This is a genomic window from Pantoea sp. ARC270 (assembly GCF_003236725.1).
In the GTDB taxonomy this organism is placed as follows: Bacteria; Pseudomonadota; Gammaproteobacteria; order Enterobacterales; family Enterobacteriaceae; genus Pantoea; species Pantoea anthophila.
The window spans coordinates 1-21585 of record NZ_PUGA01000033.1 but is presented as its reverse complement, the minus strand read 5'-3'; the positions used below and the strand labels follow the sequence as shown (position 1 = coordinate 21585).

The window sequence follows — 21585 nt, the reverse complement described above, 5'->3', positions numbered from 1 at the left end:
TATGCGTGCTTTTGAAATGAAAAGAACTCTGCTGCTGCTGATTTTGCTGGTCATGGCCTTTGTCGTCTGGTCACTGATGAACGGCAACGATCACCGCACCAACGATGCTTACATCAATGCCGATTACACGCTGGTGGCGCCGAAAGTCTCAGGCTATATCAGCAGCGTGCAGGTACAGGATAATCAGCAGGTTAAAGCAGGCCAGCTGCTGGCCACGCTGGACGATCGTGACTATCGCGTGGCGCTGGAGAGCGCCACCGCTGACCTGCAGGTGAGCCAGGCGAAGCTGCTCAGCAGTCAGGCGCAGCTTGAACAGCAGCAGTCCGTGATCGATCAACAAAAAGCCAGCGTAGCGGCCAGTCAGGCGTCAGCACAGTATGCCGGTCAGAGCGCGGAACGCTACAACCGCCTCTACAAGAGCGGCACCGTCGCAGCCGACGATCAGCAAAAAGCGAGCTCAACTCAGCGCTCAGCCCTGGCGGCGGTTCACCAGAGTCAGGCCGCGCTGGCGTCAGCCGTTAAACAGGTGGGGGTACTCCAGGCAGCGGTGCGGTCGGCGGAAGCGGATGTGGCTGCCGCGAAGGCCAGCGTCGATCAGGCCCGGCTGAATCTCTCCTACACGCGTATTGTCGCCCCGGTGGACGGCATGGTCGGTCAGCGTGCGGTGCGGACAGGCGCCTATGTCTCCGCCGGAACCCGCCTGCTGGCGGTGGTCCCGCTGCAGCAAACCTACGTGACCGCGAACTATCTTGAGACGCAGCTCAGCGATGTGCGTCCCGGTCAGCGGGTGCAGATCCGGGTAGATGCCCTGCCTGGCAGGACGTTCACCGGCCATGTGGACAGCATTGCACCGGCAACCGGCGCAACTTTTTCCGCTATCTCTCCCGATAACGCTACCGGCAACTACACTAAAGTGGTTCAGCGTTTGCCGGTCAAAATTGTGCTGGATAGTGACCAACCCAATCTGGCCCAGTTGCGTGTCGGCATGTCTGCGATCCCGGACATCGACGTACCGTAATATTGTGAGCAATATCTCAGAACGGACCTATTTCATTTGGGCAGGATTACGCGTAAATTAGCGCTCGATCCTGTTCTGAGTTATTCAGATCGACCCGGACAAGAGAAGACCCTGCCGCTTATGGCGCTCTCTTTTCCACATCTGTTCGCGTTGCACTGGTTTGGGATCGCCATCATCGTAACCGCTCAGAGGAGTTGCTTTGTGAAATATGCCTTGATGGGAATTTCTTTTTTCGCATTACTTTGGTTCGGAACTTTCGTTCTGCTGCTGAAGTAACGGCGTGACAGTGCCGCCAGAGGGCGACGTTAACGTCGCCCTTGCTGGCTGTCAGCGTTCTTCTTCCTGCAGTTTCATGCTGCCCGGCAACACGCCGTCGGCACGAAACATCGCTTTTATCCCCCGCACCGCCTGACGTATGCGATCGCTGTTTTCAATCAGCGCAAAACGCACGTGCGTATCACCGTAGTCGCCAAATCCGATACCGGGCGAGACACAGACTTTTGCCTCCTGCAGCAGATGTTTGGCAAATTCCAGCGATCCCAGATGCGCATAGTGGTCCGGGATTTTTGCCCAGACGTACATGGACGCTTTCGGATTCTCCACCATCCAGCCCGCTTCATGCAGACCTTTCACCAGCACATCGCGACGGCGTTTGTACTGTTCGGCGATGTCGCGCACGCACTGCTGATCGCCCTCGAGCGCAGCAATCGCCGCCACCTGGAGCGGTGTAAACGTGCCGTAGTCGTGGTAGCTTTTGATACGCGCCAGTGCGGCAACCAGCTCTTTGTTGCCCACCATGAAACCGATGCGCCAGCCCGCCATGTTGTAGCTTTTCGACAGGGTAAAGAATTCCACGGCGACATCACGCGCCCCCGGCACCTGCATGATTGACGGCGCTTTCCAGCCGTCGTAGACGATGTCGGCGTAGGCCAGATCGTGGATCACCAGCACGTTGTACTGTTTTGCCAGCGCAATGACCCGTTCGAAAAAGTCGAGTTCCACACACTGGGCGGTGGGGTTGGACGGGAAGCCGAGGATCATCATTTTTGGCTTGGGATAACTTTCGCGGATGGCGCGTTCCAGCTCGTTGAAGAAGTCAACGCCCGCCACCAGCGGCACTGAGCGCACCTGCGCACCCGCAATCACCGCGCCGTAGATATGAATCGGATAGCTGGGGTTCGGCACCAGCACGGTGTCGCCGTGGTCCAGCGTTGCCAGCATCAGATGCGCCAGCCCCTCTTTAGAACCGATAGTGACAATCGCCTCCGATTCCGGATCGATTTCAACCTGATAGCGATCGGCGTACCAGCGGGAAATGGCCCGGCGCAGGCGCGGAATGCCGCGGGAAGTCGAGTAACCGTGGGTGTCATCACGCTGTGCCACCTGGCAGAGCTTTTCGACGATGTGCGGTGGGGTCGGACCATCGGGATTGCCCATTGAAAAGTCGATGATATCTTCGCCGCGCCGGCGCGCAGCCATCTTCAGTTCAGCGGTAATATTAAAAACGTAAGGGGGTAAACGTTCAATACGCGAGAAACGACGGGGTGTGCTGTTATCAGCCATAGTGTCCTCTGGATTACGTAAGCGCCCGGACCGTCCGAGCGACGCGGGTCACTGCGGTGACCCGTTATGAACATAACGTGGTGAGGATCATTTTGTCGAGCATGGCAGAAAATATTTTTATTGCTGCGGATTCAGTCGTCCCAGCAGCCAGTCGTTCACCCAACAGCCGTTCAGCAGATAATTATCCCGCAGCGTCCCCTCTAGCTGAAAACCGTTCTTCTCCAGAATACGGCGCGAGGCCCAGTTACCTTCCACCACCAGCGCCTTAAGTTTATGGAAATCAGCCTCCAGTAAAAACTGGCACAGGGCCGCCAGCGCCTCGCTGCCATATCCCTGACCGCAGTAGCGATGCAGCAGCATGTAGCCCACTTCTGCCTGCCGATGCGGCTCCCACTCCGGGCTGCAGCCAAACAGGCCAATCGGCTCCCCGTTATCCCGCCGCCGCGCAACCAGACAGAGCATATGAAAGCTCCCGGGCTGCCAGGGGGCCAGACGCGACGTGAAACGCTGGCGGATATCCGCCTCATCAGGGATTTCACTCACCCAGGCCATGGTGTCGCGATCTTCATGGACGGCGCGAAACAGCTGCCAGTCTTCTGGCTGTAGTCGGGTGAGGGTTAAACGGGTGGTGACAAGTTGCATCTGCTGCTCCCGGGTGATGCGGTTTACCGGCGATCGCTGGCACGCGTTAGCGCGCAACATAGCAAAACGGCCTTCCAGCGACCAGCGTTAACCGGCGGGAAAACTGTTCCCCTTTATTGCGCTCAGGCTTTCCTCTTTTAGCTGCATCCCCTTAAAAATTGACCTGCAGCAGGAATGCCCGGCACGATTTACCATGAGGCTGGCGGTTCGCGATCACATTTTTTATCATAGGGTCACTTTCCCTTGCCGACGAGCCGCCTGTGCCCTCCCACTTCACGATGTTGCTGGCCGTTTTTGACCGCGCCGCCCTGATGCTGATCTGCCTGTTTTTCCTGACGCGCACCCGTCCGTTTCGTCAGCTGCTGCAGAAAGATGAACACACCCGCGCAGAGAAGATAGCGGTCACCGCGATCTTCTCCCTGTTTGCCCTGTTCAGCACCTGGTCGGGGGTCAATGTGGATGGGTCGCTGCTGAACGTGCGGGTGATCGCCGTGATGGCGGGCGGCATCCTGTTTGGTCCCTGGGTCGGTATCGCCACCGGCATCATCGCCGGCCTGCACCGTTTTCTGATCGATATCCACGGCGTGACCTCTGTTCCCTGTCTGATTACCAGCATCATTGCCGGTGTTGTGGCGGGTGGCATTAACCGGCGGGTCCTGAAAGAGCATCGCTGGCGTGCCGGTATCGTCGGCGGGATGCTGTGTGAAGCCCTGACGATGGTGCTGATTGTGTTGTGGGCGCGCCCCACATCGCTCGGCCTGGCGATAGTGTCCGAAATCGCCCTGCCGATGATCCTCGGCGCCTCCAGCATCGGCCTGATTGTGTTGCTGGTGCAGAGCGTTGAAGGGGAAAAAGAGGCGATTGCCGCGCGTCAGGCCAAGCTGGCGCTGGAGATCGCCAATAAAACGCTGCCGCTGTTTCGTCAGGTTAACAGCGACTCACTGCGCAACATCTGTGACATTATCCGGCGGGAAATCAAAGCCGATGCGGTGGCGATGACCGATAAAAAGCAGATTCTGGCCTATGTTGGCTATGGCGAACATAATTATCAGCACGGGGATGACGGTATCAGTCCTACCACCGCGCAGTCGATCGCCAGCGGTAAAATTATTATCAAAAACAATGATGAAGCCCATCGCACCAAAGACATTCACTCTATGATTGTGATTCCGCTGTGGGAAAAGGGTAAGGTCACCGGCACGCTGAAAATCTACTACCGTCGTGCGCATCGTATTACCGGCTCGCTGAAAGAGATGGCGATCGGTCTGTCACAGATTATCTCTACGCAGCTGGAGGTGTCGCGCGCCGAGCAGCTGCGCGAAATGGCCAATAAAGCGGAACTGCGCGCGCTGCAAAGCAAAATAAATCCCCATTTTCTGTTTAATGCCCTGAACGCGATCTCCTCCTCCATCCGGCTCAATCCCGATACCGCCCGCCAGCTGGTGATTAACCTGTCGCGCTATCTGCGCTACAACCTGGAGCTGAACGACGATGAGCTGATCGACATCCGCAAAGAGCTGTGGCAGGTCAAAGATTACATCGCCATAGAGCAGGCGCGGTTTGGCGACAAGCTGACGATGATTTATGACGTCGATGAAGATCTGCACTTTCTGCTGCCCAGCCTGCTGATTCAGCCGCTGGTGGAGAATGCCATTGTGCACGGTATCCAGCCCTGTAAAGGCAAAGGCGTAGTGACGCTGAGCGTGCGGGATCAGGGCGACCAGGTGCGGATTTCAGTGCGGGATACCGGCAAGGGGATCAGCCAGGAGGTGATGGCCCGGGTGGCGCGCAACGACATGCCCGGCAATAAAATCGGCCTGCTCAACGTGCATCACCGGGTGAAACTGCTGTCGGGTCAGGGATTGTGCATTGTGCGGCATGAGCCGGGCACGGAAATCTCTTTTACGCTCAGTAAAAACGGCCAGCGGCTGGCGGAGAATCTGTTATGAAAGCCATTATTGTGGAAGATGAATTCCTGGCGCAGCAGGAGCTGAGCTGGATGATCCAGCATCACAGCAAAATCGAAATTGAAGCCTGCTTTGATGATGGCCTCGACGTGCTGAAGTATCTGCAACAGCATCGGGTGGATGTGATCTTTCTCGACATCAACATTCCTTCACTGGATGGCATGCTGCTGGCGCAGAACATCCATCAGTTTGCCCACAAGCCGCTGATTGTCTTTATTACCGCCTGGAAAGAGCATGCGGTGGAGGCGTTTGAGCTGGAGGCGTTTGACTACATTCTCAAGCCCTATCAGGAATCACGGATTGTCACCATGCTGAACAAGCTTGAAGCCGCGGCACAGGCGCAGCAGGCGGTCAGCCACCTCAGTGCCACACCCGCCCCGCAGACGGTCAATCTGGTCAAAGATGAGCGCATCATCGTCACGGACGTGAATGATATTTACTACGTTGAGGCACATGAGAAGCTGACGTTCGTCTACACCCGGCGTGAATCCTATGTGATGTCGATGAACATTACCGAGTTCTGTTCCCGCCTGCCGGAGCAGCAGTTTTTCCGCTGCCATCGCTCTTACTGCGTCAGCCTGAACAAAATTCGCGAAATCGAACCCTGGTTTAACAATACCTATCTGCTGAAACTGCGCGATCTGGAGTTTCAGGTGCCAGTCAGTCGCAGCAAGGTCAAGCTGTTTCGACAGTTAATGCGGCTCTGATGCCGGGGAAAAGCGTGTCCGGGAAGGGAGTCGTAAAGCGGGTAAGGCGTGCCCGGGTCCGCCCCGATCAAGCCGGGAACCCGCTCGCGCACAGTCAGATGCCGTGCACGAGCGGAAGCCGGATCAGATTTCGCGACCCAGGGTCTGACGCAGATGCGCGCCCGCGCCCAGCAGGCCAGGCTGATCGTGCGTAATCATATAGACCGGAATGCTGGCCACATAGTCGCGGAAACGCCCTTTGTCTTCGAAGGCAGCGCGGAACCCGGACGCCTTAAAGAACTCCAGGAAGCGAGGCACGATGCCCCCTGCGATGTAAACGCCCCCGAAGGTGCCGAGATTCAGCGCCAGATTGCCGCCAAAACGGCCCATGATGACGCAGAACATCGACAGCGCACGACGGCAGTCGGTGCAGCTGTCATCCAGCGCACGCTGGCTGACATCTTTCGGCTTCAGGTTCTCCGGCACGCGCTTGTCCACTTTAACAATCGCGCGATAGAGGTTAACCAGACCGGCACCCGACAGCACGCGCTCGGCGGAAACATGGCCGAGCTCTTCGCGCAGCACTTCCAGAATCTGATCTTCTTCTTCGCTGTTGGCCGCCAGATCGACATGGCCGCCCTCGCCCGGCAGGCTTACCCAGCGCTTGTCCACATGCACCAGATGGCTGACGCCTAACCCGGTTCCGGCACCATAAATCGCGATAGGTTTATCTTTTACCGGTTCAGTTCCGCCGAACTGAATCACGTTGTCAGCGGTCAGCATCGGGATCGCCATTGAGACTGCCGTGAAGTCGTTAATGATTTCCAGGTGTTCAAAACCGATGTTCTCTTTGAGCTTGCGCGTCGAAAACGCCCAGTCATGGTTGGTCATTTCAACCCAGTCATCGGTAATCGGGCAGGCAATGGCAATACAGCCATCTTTAACATCCTGCTGTTGTTCATCAAGATAGTGGCGGATGACAGCTTCGAGGCTGTCGTAGTCTGATGTTGAGAATGTTTTGGCCTGGGAGATGCTGCCGCTTTCCACCTCACACAGGGCGAGGCGCGCGTTAGTCCCGCCGACATCGCCGACCAAGGCATAGGTTGTCATTCTTCTGTTGCTCCGCTTGGGGTCTTAAGAGTTGGAGGACACTATAAAATTCTGCCCATAAAACAACAACGCTCACCGGTGCGATTGGTGAGCGTCTTACTCAGGTGTGCTACAGCCTAACCGCGATAGTCAACCCTGCACAGCGGCAACTATCTGAATCTTAGCCGCCGTTGCGTTGATTCAGGCAGGCCGTGACTTTTCGTAACAGCGGCGGCAGATCGTCTTTCGGCATCACCACCTCAACCAGCGACAGCCATTGAGGCCGTGAGAGCCGCGCCATCACCTCGTTTAACTGCACCGTTTCACTGATGCGCCAGCTCTGCGCCTGGCCCTGCAGGCTGAAAGCGTGCGGTAAGGCGGTCCAGTTCCACTGTGCAATATCATTATAACGCTGAGTTGCGCCGTGAATCGCTCTTTCGACGGTATAACCTTCATTATTCAGCAGAAAGATAATCAGCGACTGTTGGTCGCGCAGCATTGAGCCCAGTTCCTGAATGGTCAGCTGCGCCGAGCCGTCACCGATGATCAGGATAACCCGGCGATCCGGCGCGGCCGTCTGCGCGCCAAAGGCTGCCGGGAGAGTATAGCCGATCGAGCCCCACAATGGCTGCACCACCAGCTGTGCCTGTGAAGGCAGTCGCAGGGCCGCTGCACCAAAGGCTGCCGTCCCCTGTTCGGCCAGAATCAGGTCGCCGGGTTGCAGGAATGACTGCATGGCCTGCCAGAACGCCTGCTGACTGATGATCGCCGCTGGCGCTTCGGGCTGCGCGACGGTGGGCGTGTCACCACTCTGCCACTGCTGCCCATATTGCGCGAACAGCGACTGGAGCTCGCTTAACGCATCGGCCATCGACAGCGGCGCAAACTGTTCCGAGCCTGCGCGGGCGCTGTGCGGCTGCAGGTCAATACATTTCTCCGGGGCGAACTGCTGCGTGAAGCCCGCGGTGATCGTATCGGTAAAACGGACGCCGACGCAGATCGCCACGTCCACCTGCTCAATCTGTTCACGCACCTCTCCGGCGCTCGCCTCACCGGCATAGGTGCCGACGTAACCCGGCTGCTGTTCATCCAGTACGCCTTTACCCATCAGCAGCGTGGCGCAGGGTATCGCACGCTGTTCACGCAGCGCGGCCAGTGCCGCCTGCTGCTGCCAGCGCAGCGCAAGGAAATCCGCCAGCAGTGACACGCGCTGCGCCGAAGCCAGCATCCGCTCCGCCGCTGCGCGGAAAGCACGGCGGACGTCGGGCGAAGAGGTTTGCCGGATAGTCAGCGGCCGGGCGGGCGGCGGGACTTCCGTCGCCGCGACGTCAACCGCCAGCGAAAGATAACCCGGACGACGAGCCTGCAGCGCATGGGTTATCACCCGGTCAATCTCAGCCGTGGCGTTGTCCGCGGTAAGCCGGGCGGTTGCGGCGCTGACCTCCCCGGCCATACGAATAAAATGCTGAAAATCGCCATCGCCCAGCGAATGGTGAACGCAGTCACCCTGCGACTGTGCGCCTGTCGCTGGCGCACCCACGATGTGGATGATCGGCAGATATTCAGCATAGCTGCCTGCGACGCCGTTGATTGCGCTCAGCTCGCCGACACCAAAGGTGGTCAGTAGTGCCCCTGCGCCGTTGCAGCGCGCATAACCATCCGCCGCATAGGCTGCGTTAAGTTCATTGGCGCACCCCACCCAGCTGAGGGTGGGATGGGCAATGACCCGATCAAGAAACTGGAGGTTATAGTCGCCCGGCACACCAAACAGATGCTCTATACCAATCTCCTGCAGACGGCTTAGCAGGTAATCGCCAACGGTAAATGTAGACATCGCGCATTCCTTTCAGGGAAGAGTCGGCTTAAGTATCTGACAGCCGTTGAAATTAGCGAGAAAAGGGGTGGCTTTCAGCCGCCGCAATGTGCGGAAAGCGGGCGTTACGCTGGCGGAATATTCTGTAAAATTGCGAACTGGTGCGCATTGCCACTAAGTGTAACCGTATACACTGATAGACTTTTGGCACATCTTCCCGTTTTTACTCAGGAGCGCTGAATGTCCTCTTTCCCCCATCCCGACCGTTATCAGCAGATGGAATACCGGCGCAGCGGCCGCAGCGGCATTAAGCTGCCCGCCATTTCGCTGGGGCTGTGGCATAACTTTGGTGACAGCACCCGCGTCGATAACAGCCGTGAACTGCTGCGCCATGCCTTTGACCATGGCATTACGCACTTCGACTTAGCGAATAACTATGGTCCGCCGCCCGGCTCGGCAGAGGAGAACTTCGGTCGGCTTCTGCGGGAAGATTTTCGGGCGCATCGCGATGAGCTTATTATCTCCACTAAAGCGGGTTACACCATGTGGCAGGGGCCTTATGGCGACTGGGGATCGCGTAAGTATCTGGTCGCCAGTCTGGACCAGAGCCTGAAACGAATGGGACTGGAGTATGTGGATATTTTCTATCATCACCGCCCCGATCCGGACACCCCGCTGGAGGAGACGATGCGCGCGCTGGATCATGTGGTGCGTCAGGGCAAAGCGCTCTACGCCGCCCTCTCGAACTATCCGGCCGGGCTCGCGGCTGACGCGATAGCGATCCTGCGCGATCTCGGCACGCCCTGTCTGATCCACCAGCCGCGCTATTCGATGTTTGAACGCACACCGGAGCAGGGACTTATTCAGACGCTCGGCGAGGCGGGCGTCGGCTGTATCGCCTTTTCCCCACTGGCGGGTGGTGTCCTCACCGATCGCTATCTGCAGGGCATCCCGGCCGATTCACGTGTGGCCAGCGGCAGCCGCTTCCTGGATGAGAACCAGCTGACGGAGGAGAAAATGGCGCGGGTGCGCAGGCTGAATACTCTGGCGCAGCAGCGCGGGCAGAAGCTGGCGCAGATGGCGCTGGCGTGGGTGCTGCGCGATGAGCGCGTCACCTCGGTACTGATTGGTGCCAGTAAAACGGCGCAGATTGATGATGCCGTGGCGATGCTGGCCCGCCGTGAATTCAGCGATGACGAGCTGGCAGCCATTGACGCGGCCCTGATGTGAAGCCTGCCCTGCCCGGTGCTGACCGGGCAGTTTCAGGGCCAGAATTGTCTCAATCCCCTTTCTCTCCCCAATTTCCTCACAATCTTCCGACACAATGATAGGGTAACAACAGCAATCCGCAGGCACAGACTGCGCCGCAACAGCATCAGACTGTTGATGAGGAGAAAAAAATGAAAAAAGCCCTGATATTTGCTGCCCTGCTGGCCCTGTTGTCGCCACTGGCACACCAGACCGCCCAGGCCTCTGGAGCCTCTATTACACTGGCCCCCGGCGTAACCCTGAACCTGGGTGACCGCGATCGCCGTGGCTACTACTGGGATGGCGGTCGCTGGCGTGAACCGCGCTGGTGGAACGATCGTTATTCTTATAATGAACGCCGCTGGTGGCGCCACGAAGAGTGGCGGCGTCATCAGCAGTGGGAGCGTGAACGTCGCTGGCATGAGCGCGACCGTGAGCGTCGCTGGGAACATCAGCATCGCCGCGATCGTGACTGGGATCATCATGACCGTCGTGGTCCGGGGCCGCATGGGTTCGGGCCTCACGGACCTGGCCCGCACGGCCACGATCGTCACTAAACAAAACGCCCGGCATAACCGGGCGTTTTTTGTCAGTCAGGCGTGTTACAGCCCCAGCGCCTCTCCCACCAGCAAATAGAGGTTCAGCGTAATCACCAGCAGCACAATCAGGCGGCCGGTGTTCTGCATCAGGCGGGAGTTAACCATATCCTCCCCCATCAGCTCACGATTGCCGGTAAAAGCCAGCAGCGGGATCAGCGCCAGTGCAATCCCGAAACTCAGCAGCACCTGACTCATCACCAGAACCCGGGTCGGGTCCCAGCCTGCCGCGATGACAATAAACGAGGGCAGCATGGTGATGGTGCGGCGTAACCAGAGCGGAATATGGAAGCGGATAAAGCCCTGCATCACCACCTGTCCCGCCAGGGTGCCCACCACGGTCGAGGATAATCCCGCGGCGACCAGACTCAGACCGAAGACCGTCGCCGCTGCCTGACCCAGCAGCGGTTGCAGCGTCAGGTAGGCCTGATCGAGTTCCGCAATTTTACTGTGACCGCTGAAGTGAAAGGCGGCTGCCGCGGTCGCCATCATCGCCAGATTGACGAATCCGGCAATCGTCATGGCAATGGCCACGTCCAGCTTGGTCGAGGAGTAACGCTGACTTTTACTGTCCTCACTTTTACCCTGCGTCAGGGCAGAGTGCAGATAGATGACGTGCGGCATGATGGTGGCGCCCAGCACACCGGCCGCCAGGAAGACGGCATCGGATGTCGGCAGCGCGGGCAGTGCCATCCCGGTCACCAGCTCTTTGACGTCAGGCTGAGAGAAGAAGAGTTCGACGATATAGGCCGCCGCCACAAACAGCAGCAGTCCTCCTATCACCAGCTCCAGCGGCTTTTGCCCCCGGCTCTGCAGCATCAGGATCAGGAACGTGGCGACACCGGTCAGCACCGCGCCCTGCATCAGCGAGATGCCGAGCAGCAGTTTGAACCCCAGCGCGGCCCCGATAAACTCCGCCAGGTCGGTCGCCATCGCGATAATTTCTGCCTGCACCCAGTAGAACCAGACGGCGGGCCGGGGAAAACGATCGCGGATATGTTCAGCGAGGTTTTTACCCGTGGCGATACCCAGCTTGGCGGACATCAGCTGGATCAGCATGGCCATGACGTTTGCCCACACCACGACCCACAGCAGCTTATAGCCGTAAGCGGCGCCCGCCTGAATATTGGTCGCAAAGTTGCCCGGATCGATATAGCCGATAGCGGCGATAAAGGCGGGCCCCAGCAGTGCGAGTTTGACTTTTCTGACTCCGCGAGCGGCGCGCTCGGCGGTACGACTTTCAAACATATCCGGTACCCTGTCTGAACATGTGCCTGCCCCGGCAGCTTAGGGGTTGGCATGAGCAAGTGAAATTCGTTTATTGTTATCGGTGTAATAGATACTGCTATAAAGTATAGCCATTGCTATACATTACAGCAAAGGAAGTGACTGCTAAAAATGTGAGCAAGCATGTCACTTTACGCTCTGTGTAAAATATAGACAATAATTATGTGGTTATAAGAGGTAAATGATTTGTAAACAGGACGTGATCACGGAAACTTTTCTGGAAAATATAGCGATAGCGAATACTTATATTGTGGTTCAGATCTCGTTTTTAAGTAACGCGTTACATAGAATACGCAGCAAAATACAACCCTCCTCAAATTTGGAGCAACTATGTCCCATATTTTGCAGTTTATTCTGGCACTGGTGGTGGTCGGGATACTCTCCCTGCTGGTCAGTCACGATCGTAAAAGCATCCGCATCCGCTACATCATACAGCTACTTGTGATTGAAATAGTCCTCGCCTGGTTCTTCCTGAACTCAGAAGCGGGACTGGGCTTCGTTAAAGGTTTCGCAGGCTTCTTTGACCATCTGCTGAAGTATGCTGCCCAGGGAACCAACTTTGTCTTTGGCAACATGAACGACAAAGGTCTGGCCTTCTTCTTCCTGAACGTCCTCTGCCCTATCGTCTTTATCTCTGCGCTGATCGGCATTCTGCAGCATTTCCGTATCCTGCCGTGGGTGATTCGCGGTATCGGCACCGTGCTGTCGAAAGTGAACGGCATGGGAAAACTGGAATCTTTCAACGCCGTGAGTTCTCTGATTCTGGGACAGTCAGAAAACTTCATTGCCTATAAAGATATCCTCGGCAAGATGTCTAACCGCCGCATGTACACCATGGCAGCCACCGCGATGTCGACCGTCTCGATGTCTATCGTCGGTGCCTACATGACCATGCTGCAGCCAAAGTATGTGGTCGCGGCGCTGGTGCTCAACATGTTCAGCACCTTCATTGTGCTGTCGCTGATTAACCCTTATCGCGTTGAGAACGAAGAAGACCTCCAGTTGCAGGATCTGCATAAGGGTCAGAGCTTCTTTGAGATGCTGGGTGAATATATTCTGGCGGGTTTCCGCGTCGCGATTATCGTTGCGGCCATGCTGATTGGTTTTATCGCGCTGATTTCAGGCCTGAATGCGCTGTTTGACCTCATCTTCGGCGTCACCTTCCAGGGCGTGCTTGGCTTTGTCTTCTATCCGTTTGCGTGGATGATGGGCGTGCCGTCCGGCGAAGCGTTGCAGGTTGGCAGTATTATGGCGACCAAGCTGGTCTCCAATGAGTTTGTTGCCATGATGGATCTGCAGAAAATTGCGGGTCAGCTGTCGCCAAACTCAGAAGGTATTCTGTCGGTGTTCCTGGTGTCGTTTGCTAACTTCTCATCCATCGGCATCGTGGCCGGTGCGATTAAAGGTCTGAACGAAGAACAGGGCAACGTGGTCTCCCGCTTTGGCCTGAAGCTGCTGTACGGCTCTACGCTGGTCAGCGTGCTCTCCGCCGCTATCGCCGGGCTGGTGCTGGCGTTTTAAGTTTCAGAGGGCGAGCCGGTCTCGCCCTTCTCTTCTGCTTTACCCTTCTCTTCCCTGCATCGCTTTAACTTATCCCCTTCGTTCGCCTTCCGCCTGGCTGCTCAGGCCTGTTCTCTTCGTTTAACAGCCGTGCTGAGGCAGCAGCATGGCGTAAAGCAACCCTGATCGCTGTAAGCGTTAACGAGGGCAAAGCGGGAGAAACAGGAACAGAAAATGAGACTCGCAGAAAAGGCGAAGAATACGTACTACAGAAAGGATGTTGACAGCGATGTGTCAGAAAATGGTGGAGATAAGCGGGATCGAACCGCTGACCTCTTGCATGCCATGCAAGCGCTCTCCCAGCTGAGCTATACCCCCACATCTGGAATCATTTTTCAGTACCAAACTTTTGGGAAGAAGTTTGGTGGAGCTAAGCGGGATCGAACCGCTGACCTCCTGCATGCCATGCAGGCGCTCTCCCAGCTGAGCTATAGCCCCGAACCGAAAAACTGTCGTGTTAAGCGACGGACGGCATAATATGAAACCGTCCCCGGGGTGTCAACGGCAAAATCACATTCTCGGTTTGATCGCTGAAAAAGGCGGCAACCTGCGAAGTTTCAGCAGCATGGCGCAGCGGAAAACCGTGATGCTGACCTCATACGGGGACAACGGCTGTTATTTACCCTGAGGTCAGGTTAATTCATGGTTAAATATGTTATAGGAATTTTCTTGTCTTCATCTTTTACGCATGCAAAACTTAGCCCGCTAATTTAGCGGATGCCGGGACCCTCTCCCGCGCGCCGCGCGTCCACCAGGCGTTTATCGTCCCATTATTCATAAAAAAACTACTGAGATACTATGTCGCTGCATACACCTAAAGAAATCGCACAACTGGCGATCCAGGCAGGCGTGGCTAAAAGCCGTGTGCCTGTCAGCATCCTTCTGATTCTCGGCTTTTTGGCGGGCGCGTTTATCGCGACCGGCTTCCTGCTGGATCTTCATGTCATTAACTCCCTGCCTGCAGACTGGGGTTCCTTTGGCGGCCTGCTCGGCGCAGCCGTTTTCCCGGTCGGGTTGATTCTGACGGTACTGGCCGGTGGTGAGCTGCTGACCGGTAATATGATGACCCTGCCTGTCGCCTGGTTCGCCCGTCGCATCAGCTTTATGAGCGTGGCGCGCAACTGGTTCTGGGTAACCCTGGCTAACTTCCTCGGCAGCGTGGCTGTCGCCTGGTTCTTTGGCCACATCCTGGGCATGACCGAAGGCGATTATCTGAAGAAGACCGTGGCCATCGCCTCAGCAAAAGTTCACGCCGATTTCCTGCACGCCTTTATTTCCGGCATCGGCTGCAACTGGCTGGTCTGCCTGGCGGTCTGGCTGGCGTTTGCCAGTAAAGATGTGGTGGGCAAAATCTTTGGCATGTGGTTCCCGATCATGGCGTTTGTGGCCATCGGCTTCCAGCACGTCGTCGCGAACATGTTCATTATTCCGGCCGCCATTTTTGCCGGTCAGCTGAGCTGGGCGGAATACTTCCCCAACTTCGTTGCCGTCTTTGCAGGCAATGCCGTAGGGGGCGCCGTCTTCGTCGGTCTGGCCTACTTCCTTGCCTTCCGTCCTGCCGCTGAACCTGCCAGCAACCCGCAATAATCCTCTTTTGCCTTTTGTCGAACGACAAAAGGCAATTTCTGCTTCAGTTACTTTCACGCGTTAGGTTTTGCTGTAATATGTACCGCTAATGTATTTAACAGGGATAGCATCGTGAAAAAGGAATGGCTTACTCCCGAAGAGCTGGCTGCAGAAACGGGTTACAGTCGGCAAACGGTGAATAAATGGATTAAGCGTGAGAACTGGACGACGACACCGAAGCCCGGTGTGCAAGGCGGCAAAGCGCGTCTCATCCATATTGATGAGCGTGTGAAAAGTTTTATACAGTCTACCCGCAATCTCCACGAACCAGTGGCAACCTACGGTGCCGCAGCCAATTCGTTACCTGCGTTATTAATAAGTTCCGTCCAGCAAATGAGTCAGGAAGAGCAGGATCAGTTCACTGCGTTAATCTTACGTGAAGGGATAAAAGGCGTGCTGCAGCGACTGGGCATCAGCCAGGAGTAAAGAAACCGGAAGCGTGATGCTTCCGGCTGTGTGAATTAAGCCTGCGCTTCCCGCTCACTGATAAAGGCCAGAGCCTGCTCAATGCGCGCCACGCTGCGGCTGCGGCCAATCGCCTCCACGGTGACATCCAGACCCGGAGACTGACCAGCACCGGTCACCGCAACACGCAGCGGCATACCGACTTTGCCCATCCCGACTTCCAGCTCATCTGCCGTACTCTGAATAGCCTGATGCACGTTTTCAGCGTTCCACTCAGCAATTGCGGCCAGCTTATCGCGCACCACTTCCAGCGGCTGACGCGCCACCGGACGAAGATGTTTCTTCGCGGCATCCGCATCAAATTCGGTAAAGTCTTCATAGAAGTAGCGGCACGATTCCGCCATCTCTTTCAGCGTCTTGCAGCGTTCGCCCAGCAGACCCACCAGCTTCGCCAGTTCCGGGCCGGTGCGGGTATCAATGTTCTGCTGTTCAATATGCCACTGCAGATGGGTCGCCACATATTCAGGCGGCAGCGCGTTAATATAGTGATGGTTCAGCCACTGCAGTTTCTCAGTGTTGAACGCACTGGCAGACTTGCTGACCGCATCCAGGGTAAACAGCTCGGTCATTTCAGCTACGCTGAAAATTTCCTGATCGCCGTGTGACCAGCCAAGACGCACCAGGTAGTTCAGCAGCGCTTCCGGCAGGTAGCCATCATCACGATACTGCATAACCCCTACCGCACCGTGACGTTTGGAGAGTTTTTTACCGTCATCGCCCAGGATCATCGAAACGTGCGCATAGACCGGAACCTGTGCACCAATCGCTTTAAGGATGTTGATCTGGCGTGGCGTGTTATTGATGTGGTCTTCACCGCGAATAACGTGGGTGATACCCATATCCCAGTCATCCACGACGACGCAGAAGTTGTAAGTTGGCGACCCGTCGGTACGACGGATGATCAGGTCATCCAGCTCCTGGTTGCTGAACTCAATCGGGCCACGGATCTGGTCGTCAAAGATGACCGAGCCTTCCTGCGGATTGCGGAAGCGCACGACGCAGGGCTCATCTTCGGCATGATGTTCATGGCTGTCACGGCAGCGGCCGTCATAACGCGGCTTTTCATTATTGGCCATCTGCGCTTCACGCAGCGCTTCCAGACGCTCTTTAGAGCAGTAGCATTTATAGGCGGTGCCCGCTTCCAGCATTTCATCAATGACCGCGTTGTAGCGATCAAAACGTTTAGTCTGGTAGTAAGGGCCTTCATTCCAGTCGAGGCTCAGCCAGTTCATCCCATCCATGATGGCTTCAATGGCTTCCGGCGTGGAGCGCTCCAGATCGGTGTCTTCGATGCGCAGCACAAACTCGCCCTGGTTATGACGGGCAAAAAGCCAGGAGTAAAGTGCGGTACGAGCGCCACCGACATGTAAGTAGCCGGTCGGGCTGGGCGCGAAGCGTGTTTTGATTTTCATTGAGTATTGCCTTAGATGCGCGGGTTCGTTGTCTGGATGACAAAAAACAGGTTAGACGCGAAAAACAGTGGGCACATTCTAGCATCTGCCCATGAATCCTCAATGGATGCCAGCCGGTTGCCGGCCGTGAAAAGGCGCTTTTCTGCCAGTAAAACCAGCATATTGGCTAAAAGCGCGACAGGATGTTTAAAAATAAACCGAACGAACATTTATGTTTTAAAAAGCGTTGACTCAAAATCAACTATCCCTATAATGCGACTCCACACAGCGGGGGTGATTAGCTCAGTTGGTAGAGCATCTCCCTTACAAGGAGGGGGTCGGCGGTTCGAACCCGTCATCACCCACCACTCTTAACAGGGTGCCCGCAGTGAACAGGTATGAAGATATGGGTGATTAGCTCAGTTGGTAGAGCATCTCCCTTACAAGGAGGGGGTCGGCGGTTCGAACCCGTCATCACCCACCATATCTTGCCTGTTAGCACTACTGAAGTACGAAGTGGGTGATTAGCTCAGTTGGTAGAGCATCTCCCTTACAAGGAGGGGGTCGGCGGTTCGAACCCGTCATCACCCACCACTTCGGGTCGTTAGCTCAGTTGGTAGAGCAGTTGACTTTTAATCAATTGGTCGCAGGTTCGAATCCTGCACGACCCACCAATTCAGAGAAAAGCGCCTTTCAGGCGCTTTTTTCGTTTCTGCCGCACAGTCATTCCCGTGCAGGATGAGAACCTGCAGCAGGTTCGACCGAATCGCCAGGCGATTCAGGCTGATGCGTCAGCATCACCCAGAGGGCGAGGCCCGGAATGGGCCGAGGCTATCCTGCACGACCCACCAATGCAGAGAAAAGCGCCTTTAAGGCGCTTTTTTCGTTTCTGCCCCCCTTCACTTATTCTGGCTGCCTGAGTGCCACGTTTATTTTACTGCGCCAGGCTAAGCCTGAATGACGACTCCCCTCAGAAAAGGGCTTTCAGAAGAAGAATCTGCTTTTTTACTCCCCTGCTCTTTTTTGACACTTCAGTTATTCCTGCCTGCGCCGATAACCTTATAGACGAACTACAGGGAGAAAATGATGTCCTCAATAGCCGGAGTTTTAAAAGTTATGTCAGGTGGCAGTGACAGCGGCGGCGGAAGTATCGCCTCGCAGATCGCCGCACTGAATAAACAGATTCAGAGCGTGATGAAAAAAGTCAAAGAGCTTGCCGACAACCACGATCTTGACGAAGACCAGAAATCTAAAATAGCGCAGATGTATCAGTCGCAGATCACCATGCTGGAAGCGCAGATTGCTCAGCTGCAAAAGAAGCAGGCTGAGCAGGCCGAAAAGGCGCAGCAGAAAAGCGACAGCGTTAACCCGGTCAGTGAAAGCAAGGCGAACGGGATTAACCGCCCGACTGACAAAAATAATGTCGATGTCTATATCTAAAACGCGGGCGTAATGGCCCGCTGTTGCGCCAGCAGCGCCGCCTGCTGGCGCACCTCCTGCCAGATGGCTTCGGCGGCGGGCGTCAGTGAGCGGTTTTTGCGTTTAATGAGGGTCAGACTTCGATTGATCTCGGGATAAAGCCGCCGCACGGTGAGCGCGCGATCCGCCGGCAGGGGTAATGCCAGTGCGGGCAGAATACTGATACCAATCCCTACCTGCACCATCGGAAACAGCGTGGCAGGATGACCAATCTCCTGCACCACCTCTGCCTGAATATTCTGCTGCTGCATGGCTGCATCAATCAGTACCCGGCTGCCGGATGCATAATCCTGCAACACCAGCGTGCGCCCATCCAGCATCGACCATTCCGCCCTGTCCACCCGCGCCAGCGGATCATCATCCCGGCACAACAGTAAGAAAGGCTCATCCAGAATGGCAATCGTGTCAAAATCGCTGTCGCGTAGCGGCCCGATCACGATGCCAAAATCAACTTCGGCGTTTCGCACACTTTGCAGCACCCACTGCTGCGCGCGGTCGTGCAGTATCACTTTAATGTCGGGGAAGTGCTGCTGGCTGGCCGCCAGACACTGAGGCATCAGATGCGCGGAAATCGTCTGGCTGGCTGCCACCCGCACGGTGCCGCTGCGCTGTTCGCCAAAACTGCGGATATCCAGCAGCGTAGTATTAATCTCCTCCAGCAGACGTTCCATGCGGGATGCCAGCTGTTTTCCTGCCTCGGTCAGCATCACCTCGCGCGTGGTGCGATCCAGCAGCCGCACGCCAGTTTCCGCCTCCAGCTCTTTGATGCTGTGACTCACCGCCGACTGGCTCAGGCCTATCGCCTGCCCCGCCTGACTGAAACCACCGTAATGTGCCACCGCAATGAAAGTCCGCAATTGACGCAGGGTATAATTCATCGATTACGCTCATAGATTAATGCAATAAATCAATTTTATTTCTAAAAATGATTCCCGCACAATCGGCCTATTGAAAAATTTACCGGATTTTAACAATGGGATTTTTAAAACTTGATCCGATGATGGTTAAGCTCATCATCACCGTACTGCTGGCCACCTTCCTGCCTGCCAGAGGGATCTACGTCGATATCTTCAGCTACCTCGCCACCGCGGCTATCGCACTGCTGTTCTTTATGCACGGTGCCAAGCTGTCGCGAGAGAAGATCATTGCGGGAAGCAGCCACTGGCAGCTGCATCTCTGGATCATGTTCAGCACCTTTGTGCTCTTTCCGGCGCTGGGCATGCTGCTGGTCTGGTGGCATCCGGTTGATGTCGGTCCGGAAATTTATACCGGCTTTATCTATCTCTGTATCCTGCCTGCCACCGTGCAGTCCGCCATCGCATTTACCTCGATGGCCGGCGGTAACGTCGCGGCCGCCGTGTGCAGCGCCTCGGCATCCAGCCTGCTGGGGGTCTTCATCTCCCCGTTGCTGGTAAATGTGGTGATGGATATCCACAGCAGCGCGCCGACTGACGGTCTGGAGCAGATCGGTAAGATTATGCTGCAACTGATGGTGCCGTTTATACTGGGCCATCTTTCACGCCGCTGGATCGGCGGCTGGGTTGAAAAGCACCGCAGCCTGATTGGCAAAACTGACCAGACCTCGATTCTGCTGGTGGTCTACAGTGCCTTCAGTGAGGCGGTGGTGAACGGCATCTGGCATCGCGTGGGCGTGATTACCCTGCTCTGGATTGTGGCAGGCTCCATTCTGCTGCTGGCCACCGTGCTGATTATCAACCTGCTGGCTTCGCGCCTGTTCCGCTTCAAACGCGCCGATGAGATTGTGGTACTGTTTTGTGGATCGAAGAAGAGTCTGGCGAATGGGGTACCGATGGCAAATATCCTGTTCCCGGCCAGTACCGTGGGGATTATCGTGCTGCCGCTGATGATCTTCCATCAGGTTCAGCTGATGGTCTGTTCGTTCATCGCCGGACGCTACAAGAAGAGCGGTGAGAAAAAGCAGGCTTTAGAGGTGAAAACCTCCGTGATGGAGTCGCAGAAATAGTCTGCATGGCCCGCCAAAGCGGGCCACGTTATTTCCGGGTCTGAAGCGGCTTCACCAGCCCCTCCAGACCTTCGATTTTTATCGTCAGCGTGAGCTGCATCAGGTCACCCAGCTGGCCGGAGGGGAAGTCGCCACTGCGGGCAAACCACAGCAGGTAGGGTTCAGGCAGATCGATCAGCATCCGCCCTTTATATTTCCCAAACGGCATCGCCGTATTCGCTATCGCCACCAGCTGTTGCTTATCCATCTCAGGCACCCAGCAGACGGATCATTTCAGCTTCATCGATCACCTCGATGCCCAGCTCCTGCGCTTTCGCCAGCTTGGAACCCGCCGCTTCACCGGCAATCAGCAGATCCGTTTTCTTCGACACGCTGCCGCTGACTTTAGCTCCCAGCGCGATCAGCTGTGCTTTGGCATCGTCGCGGTTCATCTGCGACAGCGAACCGGTCAGCACCACGGTTTTCCCGGCAAACGGACTGTCAATCTCTTCGGCTTTCACCACCACAACAGCTGGCCAGTGAACACCAATATCGTCCGTCAGCTGGCGGATGACCTCGCGGTTGCTCTCCTCTTCCATAAAGTTGCGAACGTGCGCGGCGACGACCTTACCCACATCCGGCACGGCAATCAGCGCATCCAGATCGGCATCCATCACCTTCTGCAGCTCACCAAAGTGGTTTGCCAGATTGGCGGCGGTGGCTTCGCCCACTTCACGGATCCCCAGCGCATAGAGGAAACGCGCCAGCGTCGTCGACTTCGCTTTTTCCAGCGCATCCACTACGTTCTGTGCCGATTTTGGCCCCATGCGATCCAGCCCGGTCAGCTTACCCGCCGTGAGACGGAAGAGATCGGCGGGGGTCGAGACATACTCTTTCTCCACCAGCTGGTCGATAATCTTATCGCCCATGCCGTCGACATCGAGCGCCCGACGCGAGACAAAATGCTTCAGCGCCTCTTTTCGCTGCGCGCCGCAAATCAGACCGCCGGTGCAGCGCGTGACCGATTCGCCTTCTACCCGTTCCACCTCAGAACCACAGACCGGGCAGTGAGCAGGAAACACCACTTCACGCGTCTCTTCAGGACGTTCAGCGGTAACCACATTCACGACCTGCGGGATCACATCGCCTGCACGGCGAATCACGACCCGGTCCCCGATGCGCAGTCCCAGCC

Annotated in this window: 20 protein-coding genes, 6 tRNA genes and 1 other RNA gene; 16 read left to right on the top strand and 11 right to left on the bottom strand. The window is 56.4% G+C overall.

Annotated elements, in window-relative coordinates; translation table 11 throughout:
* The first annotated feature begins 1 nt into the window (after window position 1).
* Both CKF42_RS15330 and ypdK read left to right on the top strand, forming a co-directional pair.
* Window positions 2-1018, top strand: a complete 1017-nt coding sequence (locus CKF42_RS15330; protein ID WP_111208566.1) for an HlyD family secretion protein — start codon at window positions 2-4, stop codon at window positions 1016-1018.
* Window positions 1019-1219: 201 nt separating this feature from the next.
* The gene (gene ypdK, locus CKF42_RS15325; protein WP_099257831.1) at window positions 1220-1294 is read left to right on the top strand and encodes a membrane protein YpdK; all 75 of its coding nucleotides are present in this window, start codon (window positions 1220-1222) and stop codon (window positions 1292-1294) included.
* Between the two features lie 51 nt (window positions 1295-1345).
* On the opposite strand, the gene alaC is transcribed toward ypdK, so the two are convergent.
* Together alaC and CKF42_RS15315 are read right to left on the bottom strand one after the other, a co-directional pair.
* The gene (gene alaC, locus CKF42_RS15320; protein ID WP_009088884.1) at window positions 1346-2581 is read right to left on the bottom strand and encodes an alanine transaminase; all 1236 of its coding nucleotides are present in this window, start codon (window positions 2579-2581) and stop codon (window positions 1346-1348) included.
* Between the two features lie 117 nt (window positions 2582-2698).
* Window positions 2699-3223, bottom strand: a complete 525-nt coding sequence (locus tag CKF42_RS15315; protein ID WP_111208575.1) for a GNAT family N-acetyltransferase — start codon at window positions 3221-3223, stop codon at window positions 2699-2701.
* A 278-nt stretch (window positions 3224-3501) separates the two neighbouring features.
* Here CKF42_RS15315 and CKF42_RS15310 point away from each other — a divergent pair, with 278 nt between their 5' ends.
* Together CKF42_RS15310 and CKF42_RS15305 are read left to right on the top strand one after the other, a co-directional pair.
* Window positions 3502-5172 carry a sensor histidine kinase gene (locus CKF42_RS15310; protein WP_111208565.1) on the top strand — a complete coding sequence of 557 codons (1671 nt, stop codon included), beginning with the start codon at window positions 3502-3504 and terminating at the stop codon, window positions 5170-5172.
* Window positions 5169-5897 (top strand): LytTR family DNA-binding domain-containing protein, encoded by a 729-nt coding sequence (locus tag CKF42_RS15305; RefSeq protein ID WP_111208564.1) that lies wholly within the window; start codon window positions 5169-5171, stop codon window positions 5895-5897. Before CKF42_RS15310 ends, CKF42_RS15305 begins: the two co-directional genes overlap by 4 nt.
* A gap of 123 nt (window positions 5898-6020) precedes the next feature.
* On the opposite strand, the gene glk is transcribed toward CKF42_RS15305, so the two are convergent.
* Entirely contained in the window at window positions 6021-6986 is a 966-nt protein-coding gene (gene glk / locus CKF42_RS15300) for a glucokinase (protein WP_009088878.1), read from the bottom strand.
* 160 nt (window positions 6987-7146) lie between these two features.
* Window positions 7147-8799 (bottom strand): indolepyruvate decarboxylase, encoded by a 1653-nt coding sequence (gene ipdC / locus CKF42_RS15295; RefSeq protein WP_111208563.1) that lies wholly within the window; start codon window positions 8797-8799, stop codon window positions 7147-7149.
* Between the two features lie 219 nt (window positions 8800-9018).
* Between ipdC and mgrA the strand changes: the two genes are divergently transcribed.
* Complete coding sequence (gene mgrA, locus CKF42_RS15290) at window positions 9019-10008, top strand: L-glyceraldehyde 3-phosphate reductase (protein WP_111208562.1); 990 nt, start codon at window positions 9019-9021, stop codon at window positions 10006-10008.
* A 170-nt stretch (window positions 10009-10178) separates the two neighbouring features.
* Complete coding sequence (locus tag CKF42_RS15285) at window positions 10179-10583, top strand: DUF2502 domain-containing protein (protein ID WP_111208561.1); 405 nt, start codon at window positions 10179-10181, stop codon at window positions 10581-10583.
* Window positions 10584-10628: 45 nt separating this feature from the next.
* On the opposite strand, the gene CKF42_RS15280 is transcribed toward CKF42_RS15285, so the two are convergent.
* Window positions 10629-11870 (bottom strand): Nramp family divalent metal transporter, encoded by a 1242-nt coding sequence (locus tag CKF42_RS15280; RefSeq protein ID WP_009088870.1) that lies wholly within the window; start codon window positions 11868-11870, stop codon window positions 10629-10631.
* 369 nt (window positions 11871-12239) lie between these two features.
* Between CKF42_RS15280 and CKF42_RS15275 the strand changes: the two genes are divergently transcribed.
* A complete protein-coding gene (locus CKF42_RS15275; protein WP_009088868.1) occupies window positions 12240-13430 on the top strand; it encodes a NupC/NupG family nucleoside CNT transporter in 1191 nt (396 codons plus the stop codon).
* Between the two features lie 281 nt (window positions 13431-13711).
* Here CKF42_RS15275 and CKF42_RS15270 read toward each other — a convergent pair.
* Both CKF42_RS15270 and CKF42_RS15265 read right to left on the bottom strand, forming a co-directional pair.
* Window positions 13712-13787: transfer RNA gene (locus tag CKF42_RS15270), tRNA-Ala, on the bottom strand.
* 44 nt (window positions 13788-13831) lie between these two features.
* Window positions 13832-13907 (bottom strand) — tRNA-Ala (locus CKF42_RS15265).
* A gap of 360 nt (window positions 13908-14267) precedes the next feature.
* Between CKF42_RS15265 and CKF42_RS15260 the strand changes: the two genes are divergently transcribed.
* A complete protein-coding gene (locus CKF42_RS15260) occupies window positions 14268-15056 on the top strand; it encodes a formate/nitrite transporter family protein (protein ID WP_009088865.1) in 789 nt (262 codons plus the stop codon).
* Window positions 15057-15167: 111 nt separating this feature from the next.
* The gene (locus tag CKF42_RS15255) at window positions 15168-15521 is read left to right on the top strand and encodes a YfeC-like transcriptional regulator (RefSeq protein ID WP_009088863.1); all 354 of its coding nucleotides are present in this window, start codon (window positions 15168-15170) and stop codon (window positions 15519-15521) included.
* 35 nt (window positions 15522-15556) lie between these two features.
* Here CKF42_RS15255 and gltX read toward each other — a convergent pair whose 3' ends face one another.
* Complete coding sequence (gene gltX / locus CKF42_RS15250) at window positions 15557-16972, bottom strand: glutamate--tRNA ligase (RefSeq protein ID WP_111208560.1); 1416 nt, start codon at window positions 16970-16972, stop codon at window positions 15557-15559.
* A 271-nt stretch (window positions 16973-17243) separates the two neighbouring features.
* Between gltX and CKF42_RS15240 the strand changes: the two genes are divergently transcribed.
* The 6 genes from CKF42_RS15240 (at window position 17244) to CKF42_RS15215 (ending at window position 18391) form a co-directional block, all read left to right on the top strand.
* Window positions 17244-17319 (top strand) — tRNA-Val (locus CKF42_RS15240).
* A gap of 40 nt (window positions 17320-17359) precedes the next feature.
* Window positions 17360-17435, top strand: a tRNA-Val gene (locus tag CKF42_RS15235).
* Window positions 17436-17469: 34 nt separating this feature from the next.
* Window positions 17470-17545, top strand: a tRNA-Val gene (locus CKF42_RS15230).
* A gap of 4 nt (window positions 17546-17549) precedes the next feature.
* Window positions 17550-17625: transfer RNA gene (locus CKF42_RS15225), tRNA-Lys, on the top strand.
* 43 nt (window positions 17626-17668) lie between these two features.
* Window positions 17669-17802, top strand: a non-coding RNA gene (locus CKF42_RS15220) — RtT sRNA.
* Window positions 17803-18037: 235 nt separating this feature from the next.
* Window positions 18038-18391: a FlxA-like family protein gene (locus CKF42_RS15215; protein WP_111208558.1), complete on the top strand. Its 354-nt coding sequence runs from the start codon at window positions 18038-18040 to the stop codon at window positions 18389-18391.
* On the opposite strand, the gene CKF42_RS15210 is transcribed toward CKF42_RS15215, so the two are convergent.
* A complete protein-coding gene (locus CKF42_RS15210; protein ID WP_058957427.1) occupies window positions 18388-19308 on the bottom strand; it encodes a LysR family transcriptional regulator in 921 nt (306 codons plus the stop codon). The genes CKF42_RS15215 and CKF42_RS15210 overlap by 4 nt on opposite strands.
* Window positions 19309-19403: 95 nt before the next feature.
* On the opposite strand from CKF42_RS15210, the gene CKF42_RS15205 reads away from it, so the two are divergent.
* Window positions 19404-20414 (top strand): bile acid:sodium symporter family protein, encoded by a 1011-nt coding sequence (locus CKF42_RS15205; RefSeq protein ID WP_111208557.1) that lies wholly within the window; start codon window positions 19404-19406, stop codon window positions 20412-20414.
* Between the two features lie 28 nt (window positions 20415-20442).
* Here the strand turns inward: CKF42_RS15205 and CKF42_RS15200 are convergent, their stop codons facing one another.
* Window positions 20443-20661 (bottom strand): DUF3820 family protein, encoded by a 219-nt coding sequence (locus tag CKF42_RS15200; protein ID WP_111208556.1) that lies wholly within the window; start codon window positions 20659-20661, stop codon window positions 20443-20445.
* 1 nt (window position 20662) lies between these two features.
* Window positions 20663-21585: NAD-dependent DNA ligase LigA (gene ligA, locus CKF42_RS15195; RefSeq protein WP_111208555.1), on the bottom strand; the 923-nt coding region annotated here is incomplete at its 5' end.

What these genes read in the sequence shown, in the direction of transcription:
- CKF42_RS15330 (WP_111208566.1), top strand. Translation starts at nt 2, where the DNA reads ATGCGTGCTTTTGAAATGAAAAGAACTCTGCTGCTGCTGATTTTGCTG.
- alaC (WP_009088884.1), bottom strand. Translation starts at nt 2,581, where the DNA reads ATGGCTGATAACAGCACACCCCGTCGTTTCTCGCGTATTGAACGTTTA.
- CKF42_RS15315 (WP_111208575.1), bottom strand. Translation starts at nt 3,223, where the DNA reads ATGCAACTTGTCACCACCCGTTTAACCCTCACCCGACTACAGCCAGAA.
- CKF42_RS15310 (WP_111208565.1), top strand. Translation starts at nt 3,502, where the DNA reads ATGTTGCTGGCCGTTTTTGACCGCGCCGCCCTGATGCTGATCTGCCTG.
- CKF42_RS15305 (WP_111208564.1), top strand. Translation starts at nt 5,169, where the DNA reads ATGAAAGCCATTATTGTGGAAGATGAATTCCTGGCGCAGCAGGAGCTG.
- glk (WP_009088878.1), bottom strand. Translation starts at nt 6,986, where the DNA reads ATGACAACCTATGCCTTGGTCGGCGATGTCGGCGGGACTAACGCGCGC.
- ipdC (WP_111208563.1), bottom strand. Translation starts at nt 8,799, where the DNA reads ATGTCTACATTTACCGTTGGCGATTACCTGCTAAGCCGTCTGCAGGAG.
- mgrA (WP_111208562.1), top strand. Translation starts at nt 9,019, where the DNA reads ATGTCCTCTTTCCCCCATCCCGACCGTTATCAGCAGATGGAATACCGG.
- CKF42_RS15285 (WP_111208561.1), top strand. Translation starts at nt 10,179, where the DNA reads ATGAAAAAAGCCCTGATATTTGCTGCCCTGCTGGCCCTGTTGTCGCCA.
- CKF42_RS15280 (WP_009088870.1), bottom strand. Translation starts at nt 11,870, where the DNA reads ATGTTTGAAAGTCGTACCGCCGAGCGCGCCGCTCGCGGAGTCAGAAAA.
- CKF42_RS15275 (WP_009088868.1), top strand. Translation starts at nt 12,240, where the DNA reads ATGTCCCATATTTTGCAGTTTATTCTGGCACTGGTGGTGGTCGGGATA.
- CKF42_RS15260 (WP_009088865.1), top strand. Translation starts at nt 14,268, where the DNA reads ATGTCGCTGCATACACCTAAAGAAATCGCACAACTGGCGATCCAGGCA.
- gltX (WP_111208560.1), bottom strand. Translation starts at nt 16,972, where the DNA reads ATGAAAATCAAAACACGCTTCGCGCCCAGCCCGACCGGCTACTTACAT.
- CKF42_RS15215 (WP_111208558.1), top strand. Translation starts at nt 18,038, where the DNA reads ATGTCCTCAATAGCCGGAGTTTTAAAAGTTATGTCAGGTGGCAGTGAC.
- CKF42_RS15210 (WP_058957427.1), bottom strand. Translation starts at nt 19,308, where the DNA reads ATGAATTATACCCTGCGTCAATTGCGGACTTTCATTGCGGTGGCACAT.
- CKF42_RS15205 (WP_111208557.1), top strand. Translation starts at nt 19,404, where the DNA reads ATGGGATTTTTAAAACTTGATCCGATGATGGTTAAGCTCATCATCACC.
- CKF42_RS15200 (WP_111208556.1), bottom strand. Translation starts at nt 20,661, where the DNA reads ATGGATAAGCAACAGCTGGTGGCGATAGCGAATACGGCGATGCCGTTT.